Genomic DNA, 24,506 nt, shown 5'->3' on the forward strand with positions numbered 1-24,506 from the left:
CACCCTGAGGTCTATACTCATGGAAAACCTCCCATTTCCCGATGTCCAAGAAATGGGAGGCAGTTCACTGTCCCCTTTGTGGTGGTTTTGGTTAGAGAGCGGGTGGGAGGGTGTCGAGGAGGGCTTGGGCGGTGTTGGCGGCACAGTCGCGTGAGTCGATGATGTAGTCGGCCCAGGCGCGGTAGCGTGGCATGCGCTGTTCAGCCAGCTTATCGATGCCGTCGCGGGCGGTGATGGGGCGGCCCTTGTGGGCGAGCTCTTCGAGCTTGCGGTTGAGCATCACGATTTGGCTGTTTTGGTGCAGCAGCGGGTAGTTCTCGTCGCGTGTGACCACGCCGCCGCCGGTGGAGAGCACCAAGCCGCTGCGCTTGGAGATGTCGGACAGCGCCGTCGTCTCCTGCTCGCGGAAGGCCGCCTCGCCGCGCTCGACGATATAGTCGGCACAGGGCATGCCCAAACGCTCCTCGAGGGCGCGATCCAGGTCGATGTGCTCGCGACCCGTGAGCAGGGCAATCTGCTCACCCACGCGGGTCTTGCCCGAGCCCGGCATGCCGATCAGCGCGATGTTCTGTTCGCGGCGTGACAGGCGCTCCGTTACGTCCAGGATCCTCTCGCGCGGGGTGACTTGGCCGGTGTAGCGCTCAACAGCCTGTGCTGCCTGGGCAACAAGCATAAGCAGGCCGCCGATGCAAGGGATACCGCGGCGCTCGGCCTCGAGCATCAGGCCCGTGCGGGCGGGGTTGTAGACAATGTCGATAACGCCTTCGAGCGCATCGAGCCCTTCGAGCGTGCAAGGCGCGTCGGGGCAGTGGGGGAACATGCCGGCAGGCGTGCAGTTGACGAGCAGGGCGGCGTCGGACTGCTGCGCGATATTGCCGTAGTTGACCTCGCTCGTGCGACCGACTGGTACGACGATGGCGTCCAAGTCGCCGAGTACCATGCTCGCCGTGGTGCCGGCGCCACCGGTGGCACCAAGCACGAGGGCCTTTTTGCCGGCAACCTCTACGCCCAACTCCTCGACTAGACACTGAAAACCAAAGTAGTCGGTGTTGTCGCCGCGCAGGCGACCGCCAGGTAGGCGTGTGATGGTGTTGACGTTGCCCATGCGCTCGGCGAGCGGACTCAGCTCGTCCAGGTACTCCATGACGGCGCGCTTGTAGGGGATGGTCACGTTGGTACCCTCCCATTCGTCGCCCGTCATAAAGGCCGCGAGGTCCTCGGGCTCGCGCTCAAATCGCACGTACTCGAGCCCAGCGAGCTCCTTGTAGATGGTTGGGGTGTAGCTGTGGCCCAGCACGCGGCCCAGTACGCCGTAGGGGCGGGTTGCGGCGGTATCGGTCATCTAGAGCACCTCCGTGTAGCTGCCAAAGTAGGTGAAGCTCTCACACACGTCGTCGATCGAATCGAGCAGGTCGTCGAGGGCCTTGCTGCCAAAGGGGCAGTCCAGATCAAAGTAGAACATAAACTCAAAGTCGCGACCGGGGATGGGACGGCTTTCGAGCTTGATGAGGTTGATGTTGAGTGCGTAGAAGCGCTCGAGTACGCGATAGAGCGCGCCCGGCTCGTTGGCCGTGGTGATCATGAGTGAGGTTCGGTTGGCACCGGGATAGACGCGCGGCTCGCGGCTGATGACGACAAAGCGCGTGTAGTTGTTGTCCGAGTCTTGGATATTGGGCTCCAACACCTCGAGGCCATACAGCGTGGCACAGCTGCGCGATGCGATGGCGGCAACATCGGTGCGCTCGGAGCTGGCGACCATCTCGGCCGACATGGCGGTGTTGGGGTACTTGGTGGCGTGCAGGTCGTGGGACTCGATAAAGCCCGCACACTGGGCAATGGCTTGGCCGTGGCTGTAAACCTCGCGCACGTCGGCGAGCTTGGTGCCGGGCTTGACGAGCAAGTTGTGGTCGATCTTGAGGCGCAGCGAGCGCACGATATGGAAGTCGAACTGTGCGAGCAGGTCGTAGACGGCGTTTACCGAGCCGGCGGTTGAGTTTTCGATGGGCAGTACGCCAAACTCGCAAAAGCCGTCGCGCACGGCGCGCATGACGCCCTCGAAGGTCTCGAAAAACGCGATGTCGGGCACGTCGAAGAGTTTGCACGCGGCGATCTGGCTGTAGGCGCCTTCGACGCCTTGGCAGGCGACAGTGGCCGTCTGGGGGAAGGGCGTGTCACAGGCTGCGGCCGTGGCATGGGCCTTTTGCGAGACCGTGATGCCCTTGAGCTCGTTGATGTAGCGCTGCTGCTCGGCCTTGCTCATGCTCATGAGGAGACGGAACAGGGTGATGGTCTGCGCCTCGTAGCGCTCGGGCGCGCGGCTGGCGAGGTTGTTGAGCTTGGAGCGCTCACGGGCGGGGTCGAAGACGGCCTTGCCCATCTCGATTTTTGATTTGGCGACCTCGGTGGCAATGTCCATGCGCTCGACAAAGCTGTTGAGGAGCGTGGTGTCGATGCCATCGATGGCTTGGCGAATATCGGCAAGGTCCATGGAGGCCCCTTTCGCGTAATGGCTGAGTTGACAGTCAACCCAGGTGAGTCGGGTTAGAGCTGGGCGGCGTCCTCGAGGAGGGCGTCCCAAATTGCGAGAGCGGCGGCTGCCTCGGCTACGGGGACGGCGCGCGGGACGATGCAGGGATCGTGACGGCCGTGGACAGAGAGCTCGGCGTTTTCCATGGCGTCCATGTCTACGGTCTGCTGCTCGCGGCCAATCGAGGGCGTCGGCTTTACGGCCATGCGCCACATGACGGGCGCGCCAGTCGAAATACCGCCCAGGATGCCGCCGGCGTTATTGGACTCGACCTCGATCTCGCCGGTCTCGGCATCGATGCGATACGGATCGTTGTTCTCGCTGCCGCGCATGGCGGCCACGGCAAAGCCCATGCCAAACTCCACGCCCTTTACGGCGGGTATGCCAAATGCGATATGCGCGATGCGGTTTTCGATGCCGTCGAACATGGGGTCGCCGATGCCCGCGGGAAGCCCGTAGACGCCGCACTCCACGATGCCGCCGATGCTATCGAGCTCGTCGCGCGCGGCTAGGATCTCCTCGCGCATGCGGCCGGCTGCGGCGGCGTCAATGCAAGGCAGGTCGTTCGAAAGGATCGCCTTGCGGTCGGCCTCGCGATAGACCATATCGTCCATCGGCAGGTCGGAGATGCCGCCGATCTGCGCGACGTGCGCCATGACCTGAATGCCGCGGGCCTCGAGCGCCTGCAGCGCGATCCCGCCGGCGATGCATAGAGGGGCCGTCAGACGGCCGGAGAAGTGCCCGCCGCCGGCGACGTCGTGCATGTTGTGGTACTTCACACGCGCCGGAAAGTCTGCGTGCCCGGGGCGGGGCTTGCGGCGCAGCTCGGAGTAATCCTTGGAGCGCGTGTTGGTGTTCTCGATAATCGCTGCAATGGGCGCTCCGGTGGTATGTCCATCGACAACACCGGCGATGATGTGGGCGGCGTCGGCCTCGCGGCGTTTGGTCGCGGTCTCGTCGCGACCAGGGGCGCGACGGTCGAGGAAGGCCTGCAGCTTCTCCTGGTCCACGGCGATGCCCGCCGGGATGCCATCGAGCGAGCAGCCGATAGCGGGGGAGTGCGATTGGCCGAAGATGCTTAAGTGCAAGACGTTGCCAAAGGTCGAGGACATGCTATTCCTCCTCGAGTGTGACCTTGCCGCCCAGCAGGCGGTAGTGGTCGAAAAAATCGGGATAGGACTTGTTGACGGCCTCGGCGCCGTGGATCACGACCTCGCCGGTGGCACGGCTCGCGGCGATGGCGGCCATCATGGCGATGCGGTGGTCGTTGTGCGAATCGACCTCGCCGCCGGTAAAGGCATCGACGCCCTTGATGATGAGGTCGTCGCCGGCAATACGCACCTGCGCGCCCAGCGCGGTGAGCTCGCGGGTGGTGGTGGCCAGGCGGTCGGATTCCTTGATGCGCAGGCGGGCGCAATCGCGGATAAAGGTGCGGCCCTGTGCCAGCGAGGCCACGGCCGAGATAACGGGCACCAGGTCGGGAATGTCGTGGGCGCTCATCTCAAAGCCGGCGAGCTTGTCGGACTGCACGGTGGCGGCGTTCGTGGAGCGCACGATGCGGGCGCCAAAGCGCGAAAGCGCGGCAAGCACGTTGCGGTCGCCCTGTGCGGAGCTCAGGGACACGCCCTCGACGGTGATGGGGTCGGTGCCGATAGCGCCGGCACACAGCCAAAAGGCAGCGTTGGACCAGTCGCCCTCGACGGCCACGCTGCCGGGCGTGCGGTACGAGCCGCTGCTCACGCGGAAGTTCGTGACCTCGGGCTGGCCGTCCTTGGCCGGAATGCGCTCGACGTTGACCTCAACGCCAAAGGCCTTCATGGCCTGGATCGTTAGGTTGATGTAGGGGCGGCTCTCAATGAGGCCAGTCACCTGCATACAGGAGGGCTGGGCGAGCAACGGGGCTGCCAGCAGCAGGCCCGAGATGTACTGCGAGCTTACGTTGCCCGGCAGCACAAAGGTGCCCGGGCGCATGCGTCCGCTTGTCTTGAGCGGAAAACCGCCCAGACCCTGTAGGTCGCAGCCGGCGGCAATGATCTCGTCCGAGAGCGGGGACAGCGGGCGTGCGCCTAGGCGGCCCTGTCCCACAAAGGTTGCCTCTGCGCCCAGCGCGCAGGCGACGGACAGCATAAAGCGGAGCGTGGAGCCGCTCTCGCCGCAGTCGAGCGTGCCGCCGGCAAGGGCCTTGAGCAGGCCGAACTCAATGCTCTTCATGGTGGGGTGGACCTGGAAGCCGTCCTCGACGGTCTCGATGCGGGCGCCGAGCGCCGTGAGGCAGCGGACCGTGGCCTCAATATCGGCGCAGGTGGTGTTGCAGGTCACATGCGTCTCTCCGTTGGCAAGGGCAGCGCAGATGATGAGACGGTGCGCCATCGACTTGGACGCGATGGCGGGAACGGTGCCCTTAAGCGGGGACGGGGTGATGCGGGCTAGCATGCGGATGCGTCTCCCTTCTGGCCGAGGCCCTCGGCAATGAGTTCGTGGAAAGTGGAAAGCGGCGTGCGGTCGATGCTGCAGCGGCCAATGCCGTGCGGAATCACCAGGTCGATGGTGTCGCCCGCGCGCTTCTTGTCGTGGAGCGCCTCGGCAAAGACGGCATCGGCATTGAGGTCGCAGCGGGTCTTGAGGCCGTGGCGGGCGCAGAGCTCCTCAATACGGCCGGGCAGTGCAGCATCGCAAACGCCGTGCAGGGCCGCGGCGCGCGTGATGATGCCCATGCCGATCGACACGCAGTTGCCGTGTCCGAGCTCAAAGTGCTCGCAGGCCTCGACGGCGTGTCCGGCGCTGTGTCCAAAGTTGAGCAGCTTGCGCTGGTTGGTTTCGTGCTCGTCGGCGACGACCACGGCGCGCTTGATGTCGATGTTGCGGGCGATGATGAGTGCTACGCGGGCCACATCGCGGTTGAGCAGCTCCAGCGTGAGCGGGGTCTTCTCCAGCTCGGCGAAAAGCTCCGGGTCGGCGATCACGGCGTGCTTGACGACCTCGCCGCAGCCGTCGGCGAACTGCTCGGGCGTGAGGGTGGCCAGGCACCCCACGTCGGCGATAACCACGCTCGGCTGCCAAAAGGCGCCGGCCAAGTTCTTGCCGGCAGCCAGGTCGATGGCGGTCTTGCCGCCCACCGACGAATCCACCATGGCGAGCAGGCTCGTCGGGATCTGCACAAACTTGCAGCCGCGCATGTAGGTCGCGGCCACAAAGCCCGCCACATCGCCCACGACGCCGCCCCCGAGTGCCACGATCACGTCGGAGCGCGAAAGCTCGTGCTCGGCCACAAACTCCAAAATGGCAACATAGGTTTCGGCGCGCTTATGGGCCTCGCCGGCCTCGAAGGTGCAGATGCTCACTTCGTAGCCTGACGCCTCCAGGCTCTGCTTAACGGGCATCTGGTAGAGCGGGCCCACGTTGGTGTCCGTCACGATGACGGCCTTGGTGCCGCCGGCAGTGGCGCGCACGAGCGGTCCCGCCTGCTCCAGCAAAAACGTGCCAACATGCACCTGGTAGGGGCGTGCAGTGTCGATATCGATGGTAATCGCCATAAGCTTCGGTCCTTTCGACCTGGCGTGATAGGTGGTCTAGTGGGAGGCCTCGTCGTCGAGCGCGCGCTTAATGCGGTCGCCCTCGGCAAGGAGATTCTCCAGATAGCGCTGGTCGCGGTTCTTGAGCGCACGGCTGTAGGCGCCAAGCGACTCGATTAGATGGTCGATCTCGAAGGCGAGCGCGTCGGCGTCGTCGATCATGAGCTCGGACCACATTTGCGGGTTGAGGTGCGCCACGCGGGTGAGATCGCGGTAGCTACCGGCCGAAAAGCCGTGGTGGACCTGGGCAGTGGGGCTCTTTACGTAGGCGTTGGACACCACGTGCGCAAGCTGGCTCGTGAAGGCGATGACGCGGTCGTGCTCGGCGGCGCTGGTCACGGTGAACTTGCCAAAGCCCAAGGGGCGCACCATCTCGCGCACCTGGCCCAAAAGCTCCAGTTTGAGCGCATCGTCCACCGCGGGCGGCACGAGCACGAGTGGCGCGCCCTGGAACAGGTCGGCGCGGGAGTGTGCGTAGCCCGAGTACTGCGTGCCCGCCATGGGGTGTGCGCCCACAAAGTAAAAGCCGTGCTTACGGGCAAGCTCAAAGGCACGTTCGCACACGATGCCCTTGACGCCCACGGTGTCGATCACTACGGGACCCATGATGGCCTCGGTGTCGGTGGCGTCGGCGAGGGCCTGGGCATGCGCCTCGAGCCACTCGATGCAGGCCTCGGGGTAGCAAGCCAGGACGATGATGTCGCATTCGCCGAGTGTCTTGTCGTTGAGCTCTCCGGCGACAGTGCCCATGCTGGCGGCCGTCATGACATCGTCATCGGGGTCCCAGGCCAGCACGCGGACGCCCGCCTGCGCATAGCCGCGGGCAAAACTGCCGCCGATGAGGCCCAGGCCCACGATGCCGGCGCACTTGGGGCCGCCCTGGTTAACGCGCGCGTTTCTCACCGTACCCATGGGCTACTCCATGGTCTCTTGGCAGACAACCTCGCGGATGGCGCGGATGCGGCGCATGGTGTCGTCGAACTGATCGGGGGTGAGGGCCTGGGCGCCGTCGGACCAGGCGCGGCTCGGCTCGTCGTGGACCTCGATCTCCAGGCCGTTGGCACCGCAGGCGGTCGCGGCAAGCGCCATGGGCTCAACATAGCGGGTGTAGCCGGTGGCGTGGCTGGGGTCGGCGACGACGGGCAGGTGCGAAAGGTGGTGCAGCACCGGCACGGCGTTGAGGTCGAAGGTGTTGCGGGTACGGGTCTCGAAGGTGCGGATGCCGCGCTCGCACAGGATGACGTTGTCGTTGCCCTCGCTCATGATGTACTCGGCGGCCATGAGCAGCTCATCAATCGTGCCGGACATGCCGCGCTTGAGCAGGATCGGAGTCTGGGTCTTGCCGACCTCCTTGAGCAGGGGGAAGTTCTGGGCGTTGCGGGCGCCGATCTGCATGACGTCAATCTTCTTGTCCAAGAAGACCTGCACGTCGCGAGGGTCCATGATCTCGGTGACGATCGGCATGTCGAGCTCGGCAGACGCCTCGCACAGCAGGTCGAGGCCGGCGGGGCCCATGCCCTGGTAGGCGTAGGGGGAGGTGCGGGGCTTGTAGGCGCCACCGCGCAGCATCGTGGCGCCGGCGGCCTTTACGCGGCGTGCGATGCGGATGAGGTTCTCGCCCTCGACGGAGCAGGGACCGGCGATGACCTGGAACTGGTCGCCGCCGATCTTGACGCCGTGACCGCAGTCGATGACGGAGTCCTCGGGGTGGAACTTGCGGTTGGCGCGCTTGAACGGCTCGGAGACGCGCTGCACGCGCTCGACGACATCCATGGACTCGAGCAGGAACGGGTCGATCTTGGTCGTATCGCCCACCAGGCCGATAATCGTCTCGTTCTCGCCGCGCGAGACGTCGGTCTTCAGGCCTTTTTTCTCAATCCAGCTGACGATATGGCTGACGGCCTCGTCGCTGGCGCTCTGCTTTAGAATTGCAATCATGGTGTGCCTCTCACCTCGATGGATAACTTTTGCAAAAACGGCCCGCATTGCGAGCCGTGAATATATGGTGCATGAGAGTTTATACTATCCGACTCGCTTTTGCCTTCTAAAGTGGGCCGTTGCGCCGCGTCTTCCTCGGAATTGCAAAGCTTTTTCTTTTATTTTGATAGCCCGTGGCGCACTTGGGTATAATGCCAAACGTTGGCCCTATTAGCTCAGGGGATTAGAGCGTCTGCCTCCGGAGCAGAAGGCCGTTGGTTCGAATCCAACATGGGGCACCATCGAACGTAAGACCGTCCGAACCTCGCATGGTCCGGGCGGTTTTTCTTATACCGACGCGACGTGATGGGACGTGGTATGGCAGCAACGGATATCGAGCGCGGACTCTCGACCGCCGAGGTCGAGGAGCGCATCGCCGCCGGTAAGATCAACCGCAACATGGAGCTCAAGACCAAGTCGGTCAAAGAGCTCATCATCGAGAACCTCTGCACTCTGTTCAATTTGATCAACGTGATCTTGGCGTTCCTGGTCATTTTGACCGGTTCGTTTAAGAATCTGACGTTCCTGTTCGTGGTGTTCCTCAATACCGCCATTGGCGTCATTCAGTCCATGCGTTCCAAGAAGATGGTTGATAAGCTCACGCTGCTGACCTCCAAGAAGGCCATCGCGGTGCGCGACGGCGCCGAGGTGGAGCTCGACTTGGACCAGATCGTGCTCGACGACATCATTCGCTTGGGGCGCGGCGACCAGATTCCCGCCGACGCCGTGGTGGTTTCGGGCGAGGCACTCGTGAACGAGAGCCTGCTGACGGGCGAGAGCGACCTTATTAAGAAACAGCCCGGTTCCGAGCTCATGAGCGGTAGCTTTATCGACTCGGGCCTGCTGCGCGCCCGCGTGATTCATGTCGGCGCCGACAACTACGTGGCCAAAATTAATAACGAGGCCAAGTACGTCAAAAAGGTCAATTCCGAGATCATGAACGCGCTTAACGCCATCGTGCGCTTTGCGAGCATCATCATGATCCCGCTCGGTTTGGCGTTGTTTGCCTCGAGTGTGAGCGAGCTGTGGGATGCCGCGGGAACCCCGGGCGATAGCGCGCTTTCGTGGTGTTTCTCCGAGCTGTTGGCTGGTCATGTGCCTTCGTCGGCGCTGCTGTCCACGGTGGGCGCCCTGCTGGGCATGATCCCGCAAGGCCTGGTGCTGCTGACCTCGTCGGTGCTCGCCATCGCCACGGTGCGCCTGGCCCGCCGCAAGGTGCTGGCGCAGCAGCTCTACTGCATCGAGACGCTCGCTCGCGTCGACGTGCTGTGCCTGGACAAGACGGGCACCATCACGTCGGGCCGCATGGAGGTCGAGGGCACGTATCCGCTGCCGGTTGAGGGCGTGAGCCTAGGCGCCGGCTCGGACGAGGCGGCCGTTCCCGTCGATACCACGGTGCTCGATTTTGCGCTGGCTAACGTCGCGCGTGCGACTTCGGCCGATGCCAACGAGACCTGCCAGGCGCTGCTCAACTATTACGCCGATCGCCCGGTCGAGGTGTCTGAGCCGCTGTCGGTCATTCCGTTCTCGTCGTCTAAAAAATGGAGTGGTGCTTCGTTTGCGCAGGGCTCCTATGTGATGGGCGCCGCGCAGTTTGTGCTCTCTGATCGTGCGTTTGCCCAGGTCGAGAATCGGGTGGCCGAGCTTGCCGATACCTGCCGCGTGCTCGTGGTGGCGCGCGTGGACGGCTTTACGCCCGATGGCGATATGGTGGGCGAGGCCGAGCCCGTGGGCTTTGTGACCATCCGCGACGAGATCCGTACCTCGGCGGCCGAGACCATCGGCTACTTTAACGAGCAGGGCGTGACCCTCAACGTGATCAGTGGCGACGACCCGCGTACGGTGTCGTCGATCGCGCGCGTGGTGGGCGTGCCGGGGGCGGACGCTTATGTGGACGCCACGACGCTCGATACGCCGGCCAAGCTCGATGCCGCAGTGGACCGCTACCATGTCTTTGGTCGTGTGACCCCGCAGCAGAAGCGCGAGCTCGTGCAGGCGCTCAAGCGCCGAGAGCACACCGTGGCCATGACGGGCGACGGCGTCAACGACGTGCTGGCGCTTAAGGAGGCCGACTGCTCCGTGGCCATGGCGGCCGGCTCCGATGCCGCGCGCGACGTGGCCGAGATCGTACTCGTCGACAACGATTTTGCCTCGATGCCCGCCGTGGTGGCCGAGGGCCGTCGCTCCATCAACAACCTGCAGCGTTCGGCGTCGCTGTTCCTGACCAAGACGCTGTTCTCGATGGGCCTGGCGGCGCTGTGCATCGCGCTGCCGCCGTACCCCTTCGAGCCCATCCAGATGACGCTCATCAACTTCTTCTGCATCGGCGCGCCGGGCTTTGTGTTGGGCCTGGAGCCCAACAATGCTCGCGTGAAGGGTGCGTTTTTGACCAACGTGCTCAAGCGTGCACTGCCAGCGTCGATTGCGGTCATTTTGGCTGCGGCGCTTGATATCTTTGTGGCGCGCGTGTTTGGCTTTAGCCAGCTCACGCTGTCTACGATGTGCCTGCTTACGTCGTGCGCGGCGAGCGTCAGCCTGATCTGGCGGATCTCGCAGCCGCTCACGCCCTTACGTGTGGTGCTCTTTGTGTTTGTAGTCGCCGGCATCTTGGTGGGCGTTATCGGGTTCCCGGGGCTGCTGTCCATCGCCAACCTGTCGATGGGTCAGATGGTTATCTTGGCTGTCATCGTGGTCTTTACCTGCTCGGTGTTCTTTAAGCTCGCCACGATGATGGATTCGCTCAAGCCGCGTCGTCGTCATGCCGCAACTGGTTTTGGCCGCGGTGTGCGCGTCCGCCTGGGTCGCGGTGGCGGCAAGGTGAGCTCGACGGGCTCGACGGCCGAACGTTTTGCCAAGCGCGTCGCCGCCGACATGGCGCAGCGCCGCGAAGATCGCACCGCTCGCGAGGCCGAGGCCCGCGCACTCGAGGGCGTGGCCCAGGCCCAGCCCAAGAAAAAGAAGAGTACCGGAGCCAAGCGCTCTCGCGTGACCAAGTCCGCCCAAGGCATCAAAGTCTCGATGCCAAGCAAAAAGAAGAAGTAGCTACGCGCCCTGGCGATGTTGAATTGGTGCCTTGTTCCTGTGGGGCCGTGGCGATGTTATGCTCTAACCTCGATTGTTTGAATTGCTTCGAAAAGAGGATGCCGTGATCTGCCCGCATTGCCTTAAGACTATCGAGGACGGCGCCTCGTTCTGCCCCTACTGCAACGCCTATGTGGGTCCGGGCGATGGCCCCGAGCACACCGAGTTCGTGTTCTGTGAGGGCTGCGGTGCCCGTCTTTCTCCGCATGATCGTACGTGCCCCAAATGCGGACGCCCCGCTCCGGGCATCCTCTCCGAGGACGCGGCCGCATCCGACCTGGCAGCGGGCCGCACGGCGGGCTTTCCGCGCCTAACGCAAGAGCAGATCGATACCGAGGTGCCGCATGCGCCCTCCTCTGCCGCTGCGGTGCTTTCGGACGCCGCCGATCCTAACGAGACTTGCGTGCTGCCGGCTTTCGATAAGGATTTCGGTATCCCCAAGGTCGATATTCCCACGCCGGTTTCCCTGCACGACGATGCTCAAAAACCCAAGCGCAAGGTGCATCCCGACGAGGACGCCTATCACAAGCACAAGCGTCATATCCCCAAGCCGCTCATCGTCATCGTGGTCCTTGCAGTCGTTTGCGGTGGTGCCTATTGGTTCGTGACGACCGATCCCATGGGTGTCATGCCTGGCTTCTATGACCAGTTTGGCCAGGCCGCGCAGACGACCTTCCCCACGCGCCAAAAGGGCGAGGCGAATGAGGACGATACCAAGCAGGACGATTCTGCCGAGGTGGTCCAGGAAGAAACCGTGCTCACCGATGATCAGCTCTATACCAGGCTCGACGGTCTGTATCAGACCATCGTGTCCTACGGTGACGAGGACCAGATCGGCGAGGTCATCGATTCCTTTAACAACGGCTATCTCCGATCGCCGCTGTCCACCCGTCAGGAGCTGTCGCAGAGTGCCTACGCCCTGCGCGACCAGATCAAAAAGACGCAAGATGAGCTCAGCAACCTTAAGTATCAGGACGATACGGTCTATGCGGATGACATCGCCCACTTAAAGCAGCTTGCCGAGTGGATGTTCGAGCGTGTCGACGTGATCTGCCAGAGTTGGGACATCTCGCTGGCCATTCCCGATGGCGAGTCGATGAGTTCCCACCAAAGCGAGATCCTGGCGCCCATCGCGCAGGGCGGCAACAGCGCGCTGAACCAGTACGACGCCAATGTGGGTTCCTGGAAGCCGCAGCAGCGTTCCTAAAATTAGTTCGCCATAGTCGGCATAACCTACGTGCGCAATTGATGTAAGCGCATGCTTATTGCTACAATTCGTACAAATATGCTTTAAACGCACGAGGAAGGAACCACATGTTTGGTTTTAAGAAAGAGCTCTACACGCCCGAGTATCAGCTTGCCGGCGACGAGTGCGCCGTTATCGAGACGTCGAAGGGTACCATCAAGGTCAAGTTTGACGGCGAGGGCGCTCCCATTCATGTCGCGAACTTCTGCGAGCTTTCCACGATGGGTTTCTATGATGGCCTTAAGTTCCATCGCTATGTGCCCGGCTTTGTCATTCAGGGCGGCGACCCCAATACCCGCGATATGTCCGGCGCCGACGTCGCTGCCGGTCTTGAGGGCCCCGACGGCATGCCCGGTACCGGTGGTCCCGGCTACTGCATCAAGGGCGAGTTTGCCACCAATCCGCGCAACAGCCATGTCGATGGTGCCCTTGCCATGGCACGCTCCATGGACCCCGATTCCGCGGGTTCGCAGTTCTACTTCTGCCTGGGTGCCCAGCATAACCTCGATTCCGGTTACACCGTCTTTGGTACCACGGTCGAGGGTCTCGATGTGATTTCGCAGCTGCGTGCCGGCGACGAGATCGTCCATGTCGAGATCGTTCACGAGTAAAGGGGACTTCCTTGAATAGCCAGCTGATCCAACAGGGCCGCGCCGCTTACCGCGCGGGTGATTTTTCCGCTGCAGCCCAGATGCTTGGGGCGGCAAAAACTCCCGATGAGATTATGGGCGAGGCCGATCACCTTCGTGGCAACGCCTTGATGCACCTGGGCATGTATGCCGAGGCCGCCGAGGCCTACGCCGCTGCCCTCAATGACGGCACCTACGGCAAGCGCGGCGCGCTGCTCACCAACCGCGGCAAGGCACTCGCCGCCGTGGGCGACTACACGACGGCCGCTCAGGCGTTCTCTGCTGCTACGCAGGATGCTTCCTATGCCACGCCGTTCAAGGCCTATCTGGGCCTGGGTAACGCGCTGTTCCAGTCGGGCGACTATGCCAACGCGGGTACTGCCTTCCGTCAGGCCGCCATCGACGGCGCCAATCCGGCTCCTGCCGCCGCGCTCGGCGAGCTCGGTCGTTGCTTCATTAAGCTCGGCCGTCCGGCGGATGCCGTGGAGACCTACCGTACGGCTATCGACTTTGCCGGTCCCCGTGACGACACGCGCGCGCTCAACGCCGGCATGGGTCAGGCGCTTTCTGCCGCCGGCCGTCCCTCCGACGCACTCGACGCCTTTAACGCCGCTACTGCCGATGGCATCTACCAGCTCACCTCCGAGCAGGCCGACGAGCTTGCCCGCGTGCATGATTCGCTTGCCGCGCTGTCTGCCCAGACGGCTATGGCCACGGCTCCGGCGCGCGCGATGGACGCTCCTGCCGTCGATCCGCTCGATCCTACGGGCGCGACCGGCCAGTTTATGCCCGATCCCTCGGACACCGGTTTCTTTACGCTGTCCGAGTCCGAGATGGTCCAGCAGGACCGTCAGGATCGTAAGCAGGCCAAGGTCCGTCGTCGCCATCGCCACACGGGTCTCAAAGTCTTCATCGTGCTGCTTCTGCTCATTTTGATCGCCGCGGGCGGTCTGGGCTTTGCCTACACGCGCGGCTTCGGCTTCCCGTCCCAGGAGTCTGTCGTTACCGATCTGTTCCAGGCTGCCGGCGACGGTGACACCGCAAAGGCCGAGTCTTGCCTGGCCTCGAGCCTGTCCGAGGACGCCAAGTCGATGATCATCTCCTCGATTCCTCAGGGCGCCACCGTGTCCGTCGAGGGCATGGATCAGTCCATGACCGAGACGACCGCCAAGGTCAAGGCTTCGCTGTCCAAGGGCGGCGAGCAGGAGTACACCGTCAAATTCGTGCGCTCCGACAACCATATCGGCTGGGCCGTTTCCTCGCTCGATATGGATTTCTCGGCTGCTGACAACCAGTAGTGACCTTATGGGATTTAGCTTTGCCCGGCGCTTCACCGCAAGTGAGGTGCCGGGCTTGCGCTAGTATGATGAGCTAGTAGTTTTCCAGCAATCATCCAACACATCAGGAGTTGCGTTGTTTTCTTTGATGGATATGTTCTTCGGTAGCTATGCGGGCGATCTTGCCATCGACCTCGGCACCGCAAATACGCTTGTCTCCGTGCGCGGCAAGGGCATCGTCATTCGCGAGCCCTCCGTCGTCGCCATCGACAAGAACGACGAGCGCATCCTGGCGGTCGGTATCGAGGCAAAGCGCATGCTCGGCCGTACGCCCGGCAACATCGTGGCCGTTCGTCCCCTGAAGGACGGCGTCATCGCCGACTTCGATGTTACCGAGGCCATGCTTCGCTACTTTATTGACAAGGCTTCCGAGAAGCGCTATCCGTGGACCCCGCGTCCGCGCGTTGTCGTCTGCGTTCCTTCCGGCGTCACGTCGGTCGAGAAGCGAGCTGTCTTTGAGGCCACGATCCAGGCCGGTGCCCGCCAGGCCTATCTGATCGAAGAGCCTATGGCCGCCGCTATCGGCGCCGACCTGCCCGTCGAGGAGCCCACCGGCTCTATGGTCATCGATATCGGCGGCGGTACCACCGAGGTCGCCGTTATCGCCATGGGCGGCATCGTCGTCTCGCAGTCCATCCGTATTGCCGGTGACGAGTTCGACCAGGCTATCCTCACGCACGTTCGCGATGCCTACAACCTGGCCATCGGCGAGCGTACGGCAGAGGACATCAAGATCAAGGTCGGCTCCGCCGTGCCGCTCAAGGACGAGCTCGACGTCGAGGTCAACGGCCGCGACGTGATCACCGGTCTGCCCAAGACCGTGCGCATCGAGAGCGAGGAGATTCGTCGCGCGCTCAACAAGCCGCTCGACGAGATGGCCAAGGCCGTCAAGGACGCCCTCGATGCCACGCCTCCCGATCTCGCCTCGGACCTTATGTACTACGGCATTTTGCTGACCGGTGGCGGCGCGCTGCTGCGCGGTCTCGACGTGCGCCTGCGCGATGAGACCGGCGTTTCGGTCAACGTCAGCCCCACGGCGCTCGATAACGTCGTTAACGGCTGTGCCCGCGTGCTCGAGGCCAATGCGTTTGATGGCGGCTTCGTCCAGACCAATGCTTAATTTCCAAAAGGTGGATTCCATTTGGCACGATCTTCGGGTTTCTCCACAAATCTGAATACCAAGCGACAATCAACGGGTATGCGCCCGTTGATTGTTTTCAGCCTGATTTCGGTGTTGCTGCTCACGTTTTACATCCGCGAGGGCGAGGCAGGACCGATTCATGCCGTGCGTTCGGGCGTAACGACGATTACCTCGCCGGTGCGCTTTGTGGGCTCGGCCGTGGCGGCTCCCTTCAATGCGATCGGCAACGTGTTCTCTAACCTTACGGCGTCGCAGGACACGCTTGACGAGCTTAAGAAGCAAAACGAGGAACTGACCTCTAAGGTTGCTGAGCTCTCCGAGGCTCAAAAGACCGCTGAGCGTCTGGAGGGGCTGGTCGGTCTGCAGTCGACCTACAACCTCAAATCGACCGCTGCTCGTATTGTCGGTGCCTCCGGCGATGCCTGGACCTCGACCGTTACCATCGACAAGGGCTCTGCCGACGGCCTTACCATCAACATGCCTGTGACGAGTTCTGCCGGTGTTATCGGCCAGATTATCGAAGTCTCGGCCAAGACGTCGACCGTGCGCTTGATTGGCGACGAGAGCTCCGGCGTGTCCGCCATGGTGCAGGACACGCGCGCCCAGGGCATGCTGCAGGGTCAGGCTGACGGCACGCTGCGTCTTGAGTACGTGAGCGTCGACTCCGACGTTAAGGTTGGCGACATTATCGTGACCTCGGGCATCGGTGGCGTGTTCCCCAAGGGTCTACCGCTCGGCACCGTTTCGTCGGTTGAGAAATCGGCAAACGACGTGTACTACACCATTGTGGTGCGCGCTCAGACCACGGCCGAGAACAACGAGGAAGTGCTGGTCATTACCTCGCTGACCGACGAACAGTCGGCCTCGGATGAGGATGTGAGCACGGCCAACAGCACGCCGCAGGGAACGTCGCGCGACGCTGCGACCAAGACGAAGGACGAGAGCTCGGATGACAGTTCCGACACGTCCGAAACGACCGATTCCGGCTCGAGCGAATAGGGGGCATGTCCATGGATCTACACGAGCAGGGGATGAGCTCCCGCACGTTTGTGATCGCCGCCATCGTGTGCGTGCTGCTGCAGGCAGGCCTGGCACCGCAGATCTCCATTGCGGGCGGTCGCGTCAACTTCATGATTATCCTGGTGTGCCTAAGCGTGTTCTCGGGCGACCCGACCCGTGCCGTCGTTTGCGGTTTTTGCAGCGGCTTGTTTTATGACCTGTCCGCTGCCGTGCCGGTGGGCGTTATGTCGCTCCTGCTGACCGTGGGTTCTTTTGCTCTGGTGCACAGCGCCGTCGGTCAGACGGGCGGTACCCCGAGTGCGCGCGGCGTCACTGTGGGCGCCTTCGCGCTCGTCATTAATGTGATCTACAGCATCATCTTGCTGTTTATGGGTTTGGAGACGAGCTTTGTCGTGGCGATCTTCGGCCATGCGCTGCCGTCCTCGATCCTGACGGGTCTGGTTGCCATTCCGTTTTTGATGTCCGGCGTCGTGCCGCAGTCCGGCTATGGATTCTCCGCACGTGGCGGACGCCAGACGGGCATGCGCTTTAAGCCCAAGACCCGCAAGCTCAAATAGGGGAGGCCCGTAGATGTCTTCCCAGTTGACGGTTATTATCGCCGGTATCGTGCTGGTTGTGGCCATCGTGGTCGCGCTGGTCATCATGCGTCGTGGCGATTCCCGTTTTACCTACGATACGCAGCATGGAACGGCCCCGCGCGCCACCGAGGGCGAGGGCAATACCGCGGCGACCGCCTTTAAGGGCCGCTTTTCCATCCTCACCACGGGTGTGGGCGCGATGTTTGCGGCGCTCGCCGTCAAGCTGTGGGGCATGCAGATGGTCTCGTCGGACTATTACGAGAAGCAGGCTAATAGCAATCAGACTCGCACCGTTACCACTCCCGCTGTGCGCGGCCGCATCCTCGACCGCAATGGCGTGGCGCTTGTCCAGAACCGTCCCTCACTTGCTGTCGTGGCCTACCGCGACCTTGCCGAGGATGAGGTTCTGGTTCGCCATCTTGCTAACGTGCTTGGAATGCCTTACGTGGCGGTCCTTCGCAATATTCAGGACAATACAGAGGGCGCCCAGAGCCTGCATACCATCGCGACGGACGTCCGTCGCTCCACGGTTGCCTATATTCAGGAGCATGCCGGCGAGTTCCCGGGCGTCAAGATTGCCGAGCGTACCGAGCGCCAGTATCCATATGGCGAGACGGCATGCCATATCTTGGGCTATACCGGCACCATTACCTCCGAGCAGCTCGAGGCTCAGAATAAGAAAACCTCTGGCGATGATGATGCTTCTGCTGGCAAGATCACGTACCAGTCGGGCGATATCGTGGGCCAGGCGGGCGTTGAGAGCTACTACGAAAACTTGCTGCAGGGTATTCGTGGCGAGCAGACCGTCAAGGTCGATGCCTCGGGCAATGTGACCGGTCAGGCCGGCGCCGTGCCCGCGAAGGCCGGCTCCGACATTAAGCTCACGCTCGACCTTAAGATTCAACAGGCCTGTGAGACGGCGCTGGCGAGCGCTATCGAGCTTGCCAAGACCACTGGCTACAGCTATGCCGGCAACGGCGCTGTAGTGTGTCTCGATCCCAACAATGGCGAGATCCTGGGCATGGCGAGCGAGCCCAAGTTCGATCCGTCCGTCTTTATCGGCGGCGTCTCAAATGACGTGTGGACCGAGCTCAATGATGACAAGGGTTCACACCCGCTGCTCAACCGCGCCATTAGCGGACAGTACATGTCGGCCTCGACCATCAAGCCGCTCTCGGCGCTGGCCGGTCTTGAGTTTGGAACCTACACGTCGGGGCAGACGACCAACTGCACGGGCTATTGGACGGGGCTGGGCAAGTCGTGGGGCAAGTACTGCTGGCTGCATTCCGGCCACGGCACCATGACGCTGCAGTCGGGTATCGCCAACTCGTGCGATCCCGTCTTCTACGACATGGGCAAGGCGTTCTTTTATGACGAGCAACATTCCGAGGGCCTGCAGGAGGTCTTTCGTCGCTGGGGCCTAGGTAAGACCTGCGGTATCGATCTGCCGAGTGAGGGTGCGGGCCGTATTCCCGATGCCGAGTGGAAAGAGTCGTACTTCACCGACGCCTCTGCCGAGGACCGCAAGTGGAATGCCGGCGATATGACCAACATCGCTATCGGCCAGGGCGACATCCTGGTGACGCCCCTGCAGATGGCGTGCGCCTATATGGGTCTTGCCAACGGCGGTAAACAGTACGTGCCTCACGTGTTTTTATCTGCCGTGTCGCGCGATGGCGACGGCGATGCCTATAAGTACAACGGCAAGGGCAAGAAGAAGCGCCTGGAGGCCAAGATCAACAGCGATTCGGATTTGGCTCTTGTTCGTAACGGTATGCACGACGTGATATACACGGCATCGACGTCCCTGGCGGCGCACTTTGGCACCCTGACGCCGCAGGTATACGGCAAGTCGGGCACGGGCGAGAAAAGCGGCGAGGACGAATACGCTTGGTTCTGCGCCTATGCACCGGCCGATGATCCCAAGTATGTCATCGCTACTGTCCTGGAGCAGGGCGGCGGCGGCTCGGATACCGCGATGCATGTCGTGCGCGACGTGCTCGGCGTGATTTATGACGAGCCCGATACCTCTTCGGCCTCGGGCGATTCTTCGGTTCGATAGGAGGTTGCGATGGATTTTTCTCCGGCGGATCTGTTCCGTTCAACCAAGACCGGCTCTCGCAGCAGCCTGGACCGCGTCAACAAGCAACTTTCGGCCTCGCGCGGCACGTTTCGCCAAAAGGTGCATATCGGTGTGCTCGTGGCTACTGTGGCGCTCGTCGCCTACGGTGCCATCATTATCTGGTCGGCTTCGCAGTTTAAGGCCGATGCCTCGTTCTCACGCCATCTGCTGGGAATTGGCATCGGGGCGGTGCTGGCGGTGCTGGTCTGGCGTACCGACCTGCGCGGTATTTCCAATTTCTCGACGGCGTTGCTCGTCATCGACCTGATCGTGATCCTCTCGCCAAAGATTCCGGGTCTGTCCTATACGGGCGGTCTGGGCATGACGGGCTGGATCAAGATTCCCGGTATCGGCTTGACATTTCAGCCGGTTGAGCTTGCCAAGCTCATCACCATCTTCTTTATTGCTACGCTTGGCTCGCAGTATAACGGTCGCATCGATACCGTTCGCGACTACGTCAAGCTCTGCGGCATGCTGTCCATTCCGTTTTTGGCCGTCGTTGCCATGGGCGACCTGGGATCGGGCCTGGTCGTGCTGGTTTCTGGCGCTATCGTCATCTGTATGAGCGGTGCACGCCGCGAATGGGTGCTGTCGACCCTGGCCCTGCTTGTGGGCCTGGTGGCCCTCGTCCTGGCGCTCGATTCGGTCTTTGATTCGTTGCTCGGCCATGATGTGCTCATCAAGCAGTATCAGATGAACCGTCTGACGGTCTTTATCGACCCCGATAATGCCGATTCGGACGATGCGTACAATCTGCAGCAGTCGTTGATCGCGGTCGGCTCGGGCGGTTTCTTTGGTAAGGGCCTGGGGCATGCGACGCAGTCGGCCGGCGGCTTTCTGCCTGAGTTCCACACCGACTTCGTCTTCGCCTTTTTGTCCGAGACCTTTGGCTTCTGCGGCTCCTTTTTGCTGCTGTGCTTGTACGTACTGCTCATCTTCTCGACGATTCGCGTCGCCTTTAAGTGCGAGTCGCTGTTTTTGCGTCTTTCGTGTGTGGGCATCGTTGGCATGTGGGCGTTCCAGACCTTCGAAAACATCGGCATGTGCATCGGCATGATGCCGATTACCGGTATTCCGCTGCCGTTTATTAGCTTCGGTTCGTCTTCGATGATGATTCAGCTGCTGACGGTGGGTATCGTACAATCCATATGGCGGCATCGTTCGGGCGCCGCGTAACCGCTGGAGGGGTTTGCTATGAAAATTCCCGTAGATAAGCTGACCCGCGCTTTTAAGATGGGCGCGTCCGTTAAGAAGGATTCCGATACGCCGGTGCGCGTCTCGGTCTATCTGGATTCGTCCGCCTCGCGCTTTCTGGCCGAGACGGTGCGTGACGCCTTTGTGCCGCAGACGACCTCGGGCATTGTGCGCGTCGAGCGTCTGGGGGAGGAGCGAATTGCTCCAAAGACCGATACCGATGTGGTGCTGGTGCTCTCGTGTGGTTCCGACCGCTTGGAGAGTGCCGTGCAGGAGCTCGTGATCGCCGGCGCGCCCGTGTGCGTGCTTGCCGAGTCTGCTGTGGAGGTGCCGTTTATCGAGGAGTCCACGCCCATGCTCGGCGTGGTAGCGGCAACCGATAAGACGTATCTGCTCGAGACGCTTGCCCGCTGGATTCTTGATCGCACCGACAAGGAAACGGCTTTTGCGGCGAACTTTGCCTTCATGCGCATCGCGGCGGCCAATCGTATCATCACCTCGTGCGCGCTCACCAATATGGCGACCGGTGCGCTGGTGTTTTTGCCGGGCGCCGATTATCCCGTTATGGCGCTGGCGCAGGTGGGCATGCTCTTTGAGCTCGCTGCCGTCTTTGGACGCGGCATTAAGCCTGAGCGCGGCTACGAGGTCGCGGGCGTGCTTGCCGGCGGTCTTGTGATCCGAGCGGTCACCCGCGCACTTGTCAAGCAGACGCCGCATATTGGGTTTGCCGTCAAGGCGCTCACTGCTGCCGCGGGCACCTATGGCATGGGCCGTGCGCTCGTTTCGCTCTACGAGCGCGATGTCGACTACAGCCGTGCCAATGAGGTAGTCACTGCCACGTTTTCCCGCGTTCGCGATCTTGTGACCACGGTCGCGGGCGCTACCCGTCCTATGGCGTCCTACCAGGACGCATCAGATCTCGCTGCTTAGGGGTTTTCCGTTGCGCGTTCCGTACCAAGATTGTTTTCATTTAATTGAGCCGTTGCTCGCCAAGGTCGAGAAGCCGAGCCGCTATATCGATCACGAGTGGGGCACGCTTTCCAAGGCCGATGCCGACTACCGTTGCTGCCTGATCTACCCGGATGTGTACGAGGTTGGTTTGCCCAACCAGGGCATCGCCATCCTCTACAACATCCTTAACCAGGCCGAGGGCATCTCCTGCGAGCGCGGCTATGTGCCGTGGCCCGATATGGGTGACGCCATGCGCGAGGCGGGCATTCCGCTGCTGTCGCTCGAGGGTGCAGCGCCGGTCGCTTCGTTTGATATCGTCGGCCTGCATGTGCCGCACGAGATGGCGGTGACGAACTTCCTCGAGGCTCTCGACCTCGCTGGCATTCCGCTGTTAGCGGCCGACCGAGGTGAAGACGACCCCATCATCATCGCCGGCGGCCCCTCGGTGTACAACCCCGAGCCGTACGCGGCCTTCTTCGATGCCATCCTCATCGGTGAGGGCGAGGAATCGCTGCTCGAGACCTGCCAGCTGCATCGCCGCCTGCGTGACGAAGGAGTCCCGCGCGCGCAGATTGTTGAGCAGCTTGCATCCATTGCCGGCAACTACGTGCCGTCACTCTATGAGGTTCGTCATGACGAGCCCTGCTCGCCGCATGGCTACACCGTGCCACGTGAGGGCAAGGATGCGCCGACCGTGGTCTACAAGCGCGTCGTCGAGGATTTCGGCGCCACGAATCCGCTGTCGCAGTCGTGCGTGCCCTATGCGCAGCTGGTTCACGACCGCCTGTCTATCGAGATCCTGCGCGGCTGCGCCCGCGGCTGTCGTTTTTGCCAGGCCGGCATGACGTATCGCCCGGTGCGCGAGCGCTCGGCCGACCAGATCGTCTCGTCGGTGATTCAGGGCCTGGAAAAGACTGGCTATGACGAGGTGTCGCTGACCTCGCTCTCCACGACCGACCACTCCTGCATTCGCGACGTGCTCGGCAGGCTCAACCGTCGCCTGGAGGATACGGGTATTCGCGTGTCTATTCCGTCGCAGCGCCTGGATTCGTTTGGCGTGGATATGGCTGAGTCGGTTGCCGGCGAAAAGAAGGGCGGCCTGACGTTCGCGCCCGAGGCCGGCAGCCAGCGCATGCGCGATATCATTAACAAGAACGTGACCGAGGAGGACCTGGACCGTGCGGCCAAGGCGGCCTTCGAGGCCGGCTGGAACCGCATGAAGCTCTACTTTATGATGGGCCTTCCCGGCGAGCGCGACGAGGACATCGTGGCCATCGCCAATCTGGCCGATCACGTGCTGGAGCTCGGTCGTTCCGTGGTGCCCAAGGCTCGTCGCGGCTCGATCTCGGTGTCCATCTCGGTTTCGGTCTTTATCCCCAAGGCTGCCACGCCGTTCCAGTGGTGCCCGCAGCTCGACTACGACGACGTCAAGCGTCGCCAGAAGCTGCTCATCACGAGCGTTCGCAACCGTGCCGTCCGCGTTCATTACCACGATGCCGAGACCTCGCTCATCGAGGCTGCGCTGTCCCGCGCCGGTCGTGACATGACGCCCGTCATCATCGACGCTTGGCGCTCGGGCTCTCGCTTTGACGCCTGGGTAGAGCATTTCTCGCTCGATAACTGGAAGGAAGCTGCTGCCAAAAACGGCATCGACCTCAATGAGCTCGTGCACCTGCCCTACGAGTTGGACTGGCGCCTGCCGTGGGAGCACGTGAGCCCCGGCTGCACGCGCGGCTTCCTCGAGCGCGAGTACCGTCGCTCACTCGAGGGCGTCACGACTCCCGACTGCACCCGCACGTCGTGCACCGGCTGCGGGATCTGCCCCACGCTCCACGCCAAGAATGTATTGATGGGTGATCGCGCATGAGTGAGCGCCTGACCGACAACCCCACGCTCTTTAGACTTCGTGTTCGCTATGGAAAGCGCGATCGCCTTAAGTACCTGGGGCATCTCGAAGTAATCCATACCATTGAGCGCATCGTGCGCCGTGCGGGGCTTCCCCATGCCGTCACGCAGGGCTTCTCTCCGCACATGCGCGTGGGCTTCTCTTCGGCGCTGCCTGTTGGTACGTCGTCGACCTGCGAGTGGTATGACCTGTTTATGACCGAGTTCGTGGCGCTCGACGAGGCGTTTGGGCGCCTGGCTGCGGCGTCTCCGGCCGATCTGGCGCCCATCGAGGCGGCGTACATCGACGTGCGCACGCCGGCGTTGACGGCGCAGCTCACGCGCCTTTCGTATCGCATCGACCTGCACTTGGATCCCGAGGCGCCCGTAAGCGCCGACGAGGTGCGTCGTGCGATCGACACGCTGCGCGCGGGCAATGGCATCGACTACGCGCGCGGAAAAAAGAGCAAGCGCTTGGATTTGGATCACACGCTCGTGGGCTATGAGCTCACGGCGGGGGAGCGCCCGGACCATTTGGTGCTCATGCTCGACACCCATGCCGACAACGAGGGCTCCATGCGTCCGGAAATTTTGCTTTCCGCTGCTGATGTTTTGTTGCAGGGCTTGACCCCGGGCGTGGATGCACCTATTGTTTCCACCGGTATGCAAGACCTCGTGACCATCTGCTCCTACGATGTCGAGCGTCAGAATCAAGCATGCGAGGACGACGAGGGCCGACTCGTCAGCCCCATACCTGTGCGAACTTGTGGATTTGCTCCACATACTCGTTGACGGGGGTATTTTCGCCTGCTACTATATTCGGCTGTTGCACTAACTGATGCATGAAGGGCAAGTAAACATGTACGCAATCGTTAACACGGGCGGCAAGCAGTACAAGGTCGCCACCGACGATGTCATCACCGTCGAGAAGATCGAGGGCAATGAGGGCGACAAGGTCACCCTGCCGGTTATCTTCCTCAACGATGGTAAGAAGATCGTCACCGATCCCGACAAGCTGGCCAAGGCCAAGGTTACCGCTCAGATCGTTGAGCAGTTCAAGGGCGAGAAGCAGCTGGTCTTCAAGTTCCACAAGCGCAAGCGCTATCGTCGTCTGAAGGGTCACCGTCAGCAGCTCACCAAGCTGAAGATCGTGAAGGTCCAGGCTACGTCCCGCGCCAAGAAGGCTGTCAAGGCAGAGGCCGAGGCTGTTGCCGAGGCTCCCGTCGCCGAGTAGATTACACTCGTAA

The 24,506-nt window shown here is 62.2% G+C and carries 20 protein-coding genes and 1 tRNA gene; 14 read left to right on the plus strand and 7 right to left on the minus strand.

Going from position 1 to position 24,506, the window contains the following annotated elements; genetic code table 11:
• Positions 1–91: 91 nt before the first annotated feature.
• The 7 genes from AB5Z54_RS03025 to aroF are packed head-to-tail and all read right to left on the minus strand — an operon-like array spanning position 92 to position 8,037.
• A complete protein-coding gene (locus AB5Z54_RS03025; protein ID WP_368160146.1) occupies positions 92–1,342 on the minus strand; it encodes a shikimate kinase in 1,251 nt (416 codons plus the stop codon).
• Entirely contained in the window at positions 1,343–2,488 is a 1,146-nt protein-coding gene (gene pheA / locus AB5Z54_RS03030; RefSeq protein WP_271738769.1) for a prephenate dehydratase, read from the minus strand.
• Positions 2,489–2,541: 53 nt separating this feature from the next.
• Entirely contained in the window at positions 2,542–3,639 is a 1,098-nt protein-coding gene (aroC, locus tag AB5Z54_RS03035) for a chorismate synthase (protein ID WP_271738770.1), read from the minus strand.
• A gap of 1 nt (position 3,640) precedes the next feature.
• Entirely contained in the window at positions 3,641–4,960 is a 1,320-nt protein-coding gene (gene aroA, locus AB5Z54_RS03040) for a 3-phosphoshikimate 1-carboxyvinyltransferase (protein ID WP_368160148.1), read from the minus strand.
• Positions 4,954–6,060 carry a 3-dehydroquinate synthase gene (aroB, locus tag AB5Z54_RS03045; protein WP_238057417.1) on the minus strand — a complete coding sequence of 369 codons (1,107 nt, stop codon included), beginning with the start codon at positions 6,058–6,060 and terminating at the stop codon, positions 4,954–4,956. The genes aroA and aroB overlap by 7 nt, the downstream gene beginning before the upstream one ends.
• Positions 6,061–6,096: 36 nt before the next feature.
• Positions 6,097–7,011 carry a prephenate dehydrogenase gene (locus tag AB5Z54_RS03050; RefSeq protein WP_346969851.1) on the minus strand — a complete coding sequence of 305 codons (915 nt, stop codon included), beginning with the start codon at positions 7,009–7,011 and terminating at the stop codon, positions 6,097–6,099.
• Positions 7,012–7,014: 3 nt separating this feature from the next.
• Positions 7,015–8,037, minus strand: a complete 1,023-nt coding sequence (gene aroF / locus AB5Z54_RS03055) for a 3-deoxy-7-phosphoheptulonate synthase (RefSeq protein WP_022094767.1) — start codon at positions 8,035–8,037, stop codon at positions 7,015–7,017.
• A 204-nt stretch (positions 8,038–8,241) separates the two neighbouring features.
• Here aroF and AB5Z54_RS03060 point away from each other — a divergent pair.
• The 14 genes from AB5Z54_RS03060 (at position 8,242) to rplU (ending at position 24,493) form a co-directional block, all read left to right on the plus strand.
• Positions 8,242–8,318 (plus strand) — tRNA-Arg (locus tag AB5Z54_RS03060).
• A gap of 76 nt (positions 8,319–8,394) precedes the next feature.
• Positions 8,395–11,118 (plus strand): HAD-IC family P-type ATPase, encoded by a 2,724-nt coding sequence (locus AB5Z54_RS03065; RefSeq protein WP_368160151.1) that lies wholly within the window; start codon positions 8,395–8,397, stop codon positions 11,116–11,118.
• Positions 11,119–11,221: 103 nt separating this feature from the next.
• Positions 11,222–12,364 carry a zinc ribbon domain-containing protein gene (locus AB5Z54_RS03070; RefSeq protein ID WP_368160153.1) on the plus strand — a complete coding sequence of 381 codons (1,143 nt, stop codon included), beginning with the start codon at positions 11,222–11,224 and terminating at the stop codon, positions 12,362–12,364.
• Between the two features lie 107 nt (positions 12,365–12,471).
• Positions 12,472–13,014 (plus strand): peptidylprolyl isomerase, encoded by a 543-nt coding sequence (locus tag AB5Z54_RS03075; RefSeq protein ID WP_006236059.1) that lies wholly within the window; start codon positions 12,472–12,474, stop codon positions 13,012–13,014.
• Between the two features lie 11 nt (positions 13,015–13,025).
• Positions 13,026–14,330, plus strand: coding sequence for a tetratricopeptide repeat protein (locus AB5Z54_RS03080; RefSeq protein WP_368160156.1), 1,305 nt, complete (start codon positions 13,026–13,028; stop codon positions 14,328–14,330).
• 127 nt (positions 14,331–14,457) lie between these two features.
• Positions 14,458–15,489 carry a rod shape-determining protein gene (locus AB5Z54_RS03085; protein WP_006236061.1) on the plus strand — a complete coding sequence of 344 codons (1,032 nt, stop codon included), beginning with the start codon at positions 14,458–14,460 and terminating at the stop codon, positions 15,487–15,489.
• A gap of 78 nt (positions 15,490–15,567) precedes the next feature.
• A complete protein-coding gene (gene mreC, locus AB5Z54_RS03090; RefSeq protein WP_368160255.1) occupies positions 15,568–16,509 on the plus strand; it encodes a rod shape-determining protein MreC in 942 nt (313 codons plus the stop codon).
• 11 nt (positions 16,510–16,520) lie between these two features.
• Entirely contained in the window at positions 16,521–17,087 is a 567-nt protein-coding gene (locus AB5Z54_RS03095) for a rod shape-determining protein MreD (RefSeq protein ID WP_022094761.1), read from the plus strand.
• A gap of 13 nt (positions 17,088–17,100) precedes the next feature.
• Positions 17,101–19,170: a penicillin-binding protein 2 gene (mrdA, locus tag AB5Z54_RS03100; RefSeq protein WP_368160159.1), complete on the plus strand. Its 2,070-nt coding sequence runs from the start codon at positions 17,101–17,103 to the stop codon at positions 19,168–19,170.
• 9 nt (positions 19,171–19,179) lie between these two features.
• Positions 19,180–20,406: an FtsW/RodA/SpoVE family cell cycle protein gene (locus AB5Z54_RS03105; RefSeq protein ID WP_117790420.1), complete on the plus strand. Its 1,227-nt coding sequence runs from the start codon at positions 19,180–19,182 to the stop codon at positions 20,404–20,406.
• An 18-nt stretch (positions 20,407–20,424) separates the two neighbouring features.
• Positions 20,425–21,354, plus strand: a complete 930-nt coding sequence (locus tag AB5Z54_RS03110; RefSeq protein WP_006236071.1) for a YcjF family protein — start codon at positions 20,425–20,427, stop codon at positions 21,352–21,354.
• A 10-nt stretch (positions 21,355–21,364) separates the two neighbouring features.
• Complete coding sequence (locus AB5Z54_RS03115; RefSeq protein ID WP_118094270.1) at positions 21,365–23,242, plus strand: TIGR03960 family B12-binding radical SAM protein; 1,878 nt, start codon at positions 21,365–21,367, stop codon at positions 23,240–23,242.
• Positions 23,239–24,051: a TIGR03936 family radical SAM-associated protein gene (locus AB5Z54_RS03120; protein ID WP_368160162.1), complete on the plus strand. Its 813-nt coding sequence runs from the start codon at positions 23,239–23,241 to the stop codon at positions 24,049–24,051. Before AB5Z54_RS03115 ends, AB5Z54_RS03120 begins: the two co-directional genes overlap by 4 nt.
• Positions 24,052–24,118: 67 nt before the next feature.
• Positions 24,119–24,493, plus strand: coding sequence for a 50S ribosomal protein L21 (rplU, locus tag AB5Z54_RS03125; RefSeq protein ID WP_035138585.1), 375 nt, complete (start codon positions 24,119–24,121; stop codon positions 24,491–24,493).
• Positions 24,494–24,506 lie beyond the last annotated feature (13 nt).

This window comes from Collinsella aerofaciens, assembly GCF_040910185.1.
Taxonomy (GTDB): domain Bacteria; phylum Actinomycetota; class Coriobacteriia; order Coriobacteriales; family Coriobacteriaceae; genus Collinsella; species Collinsella aerofaciens_BF.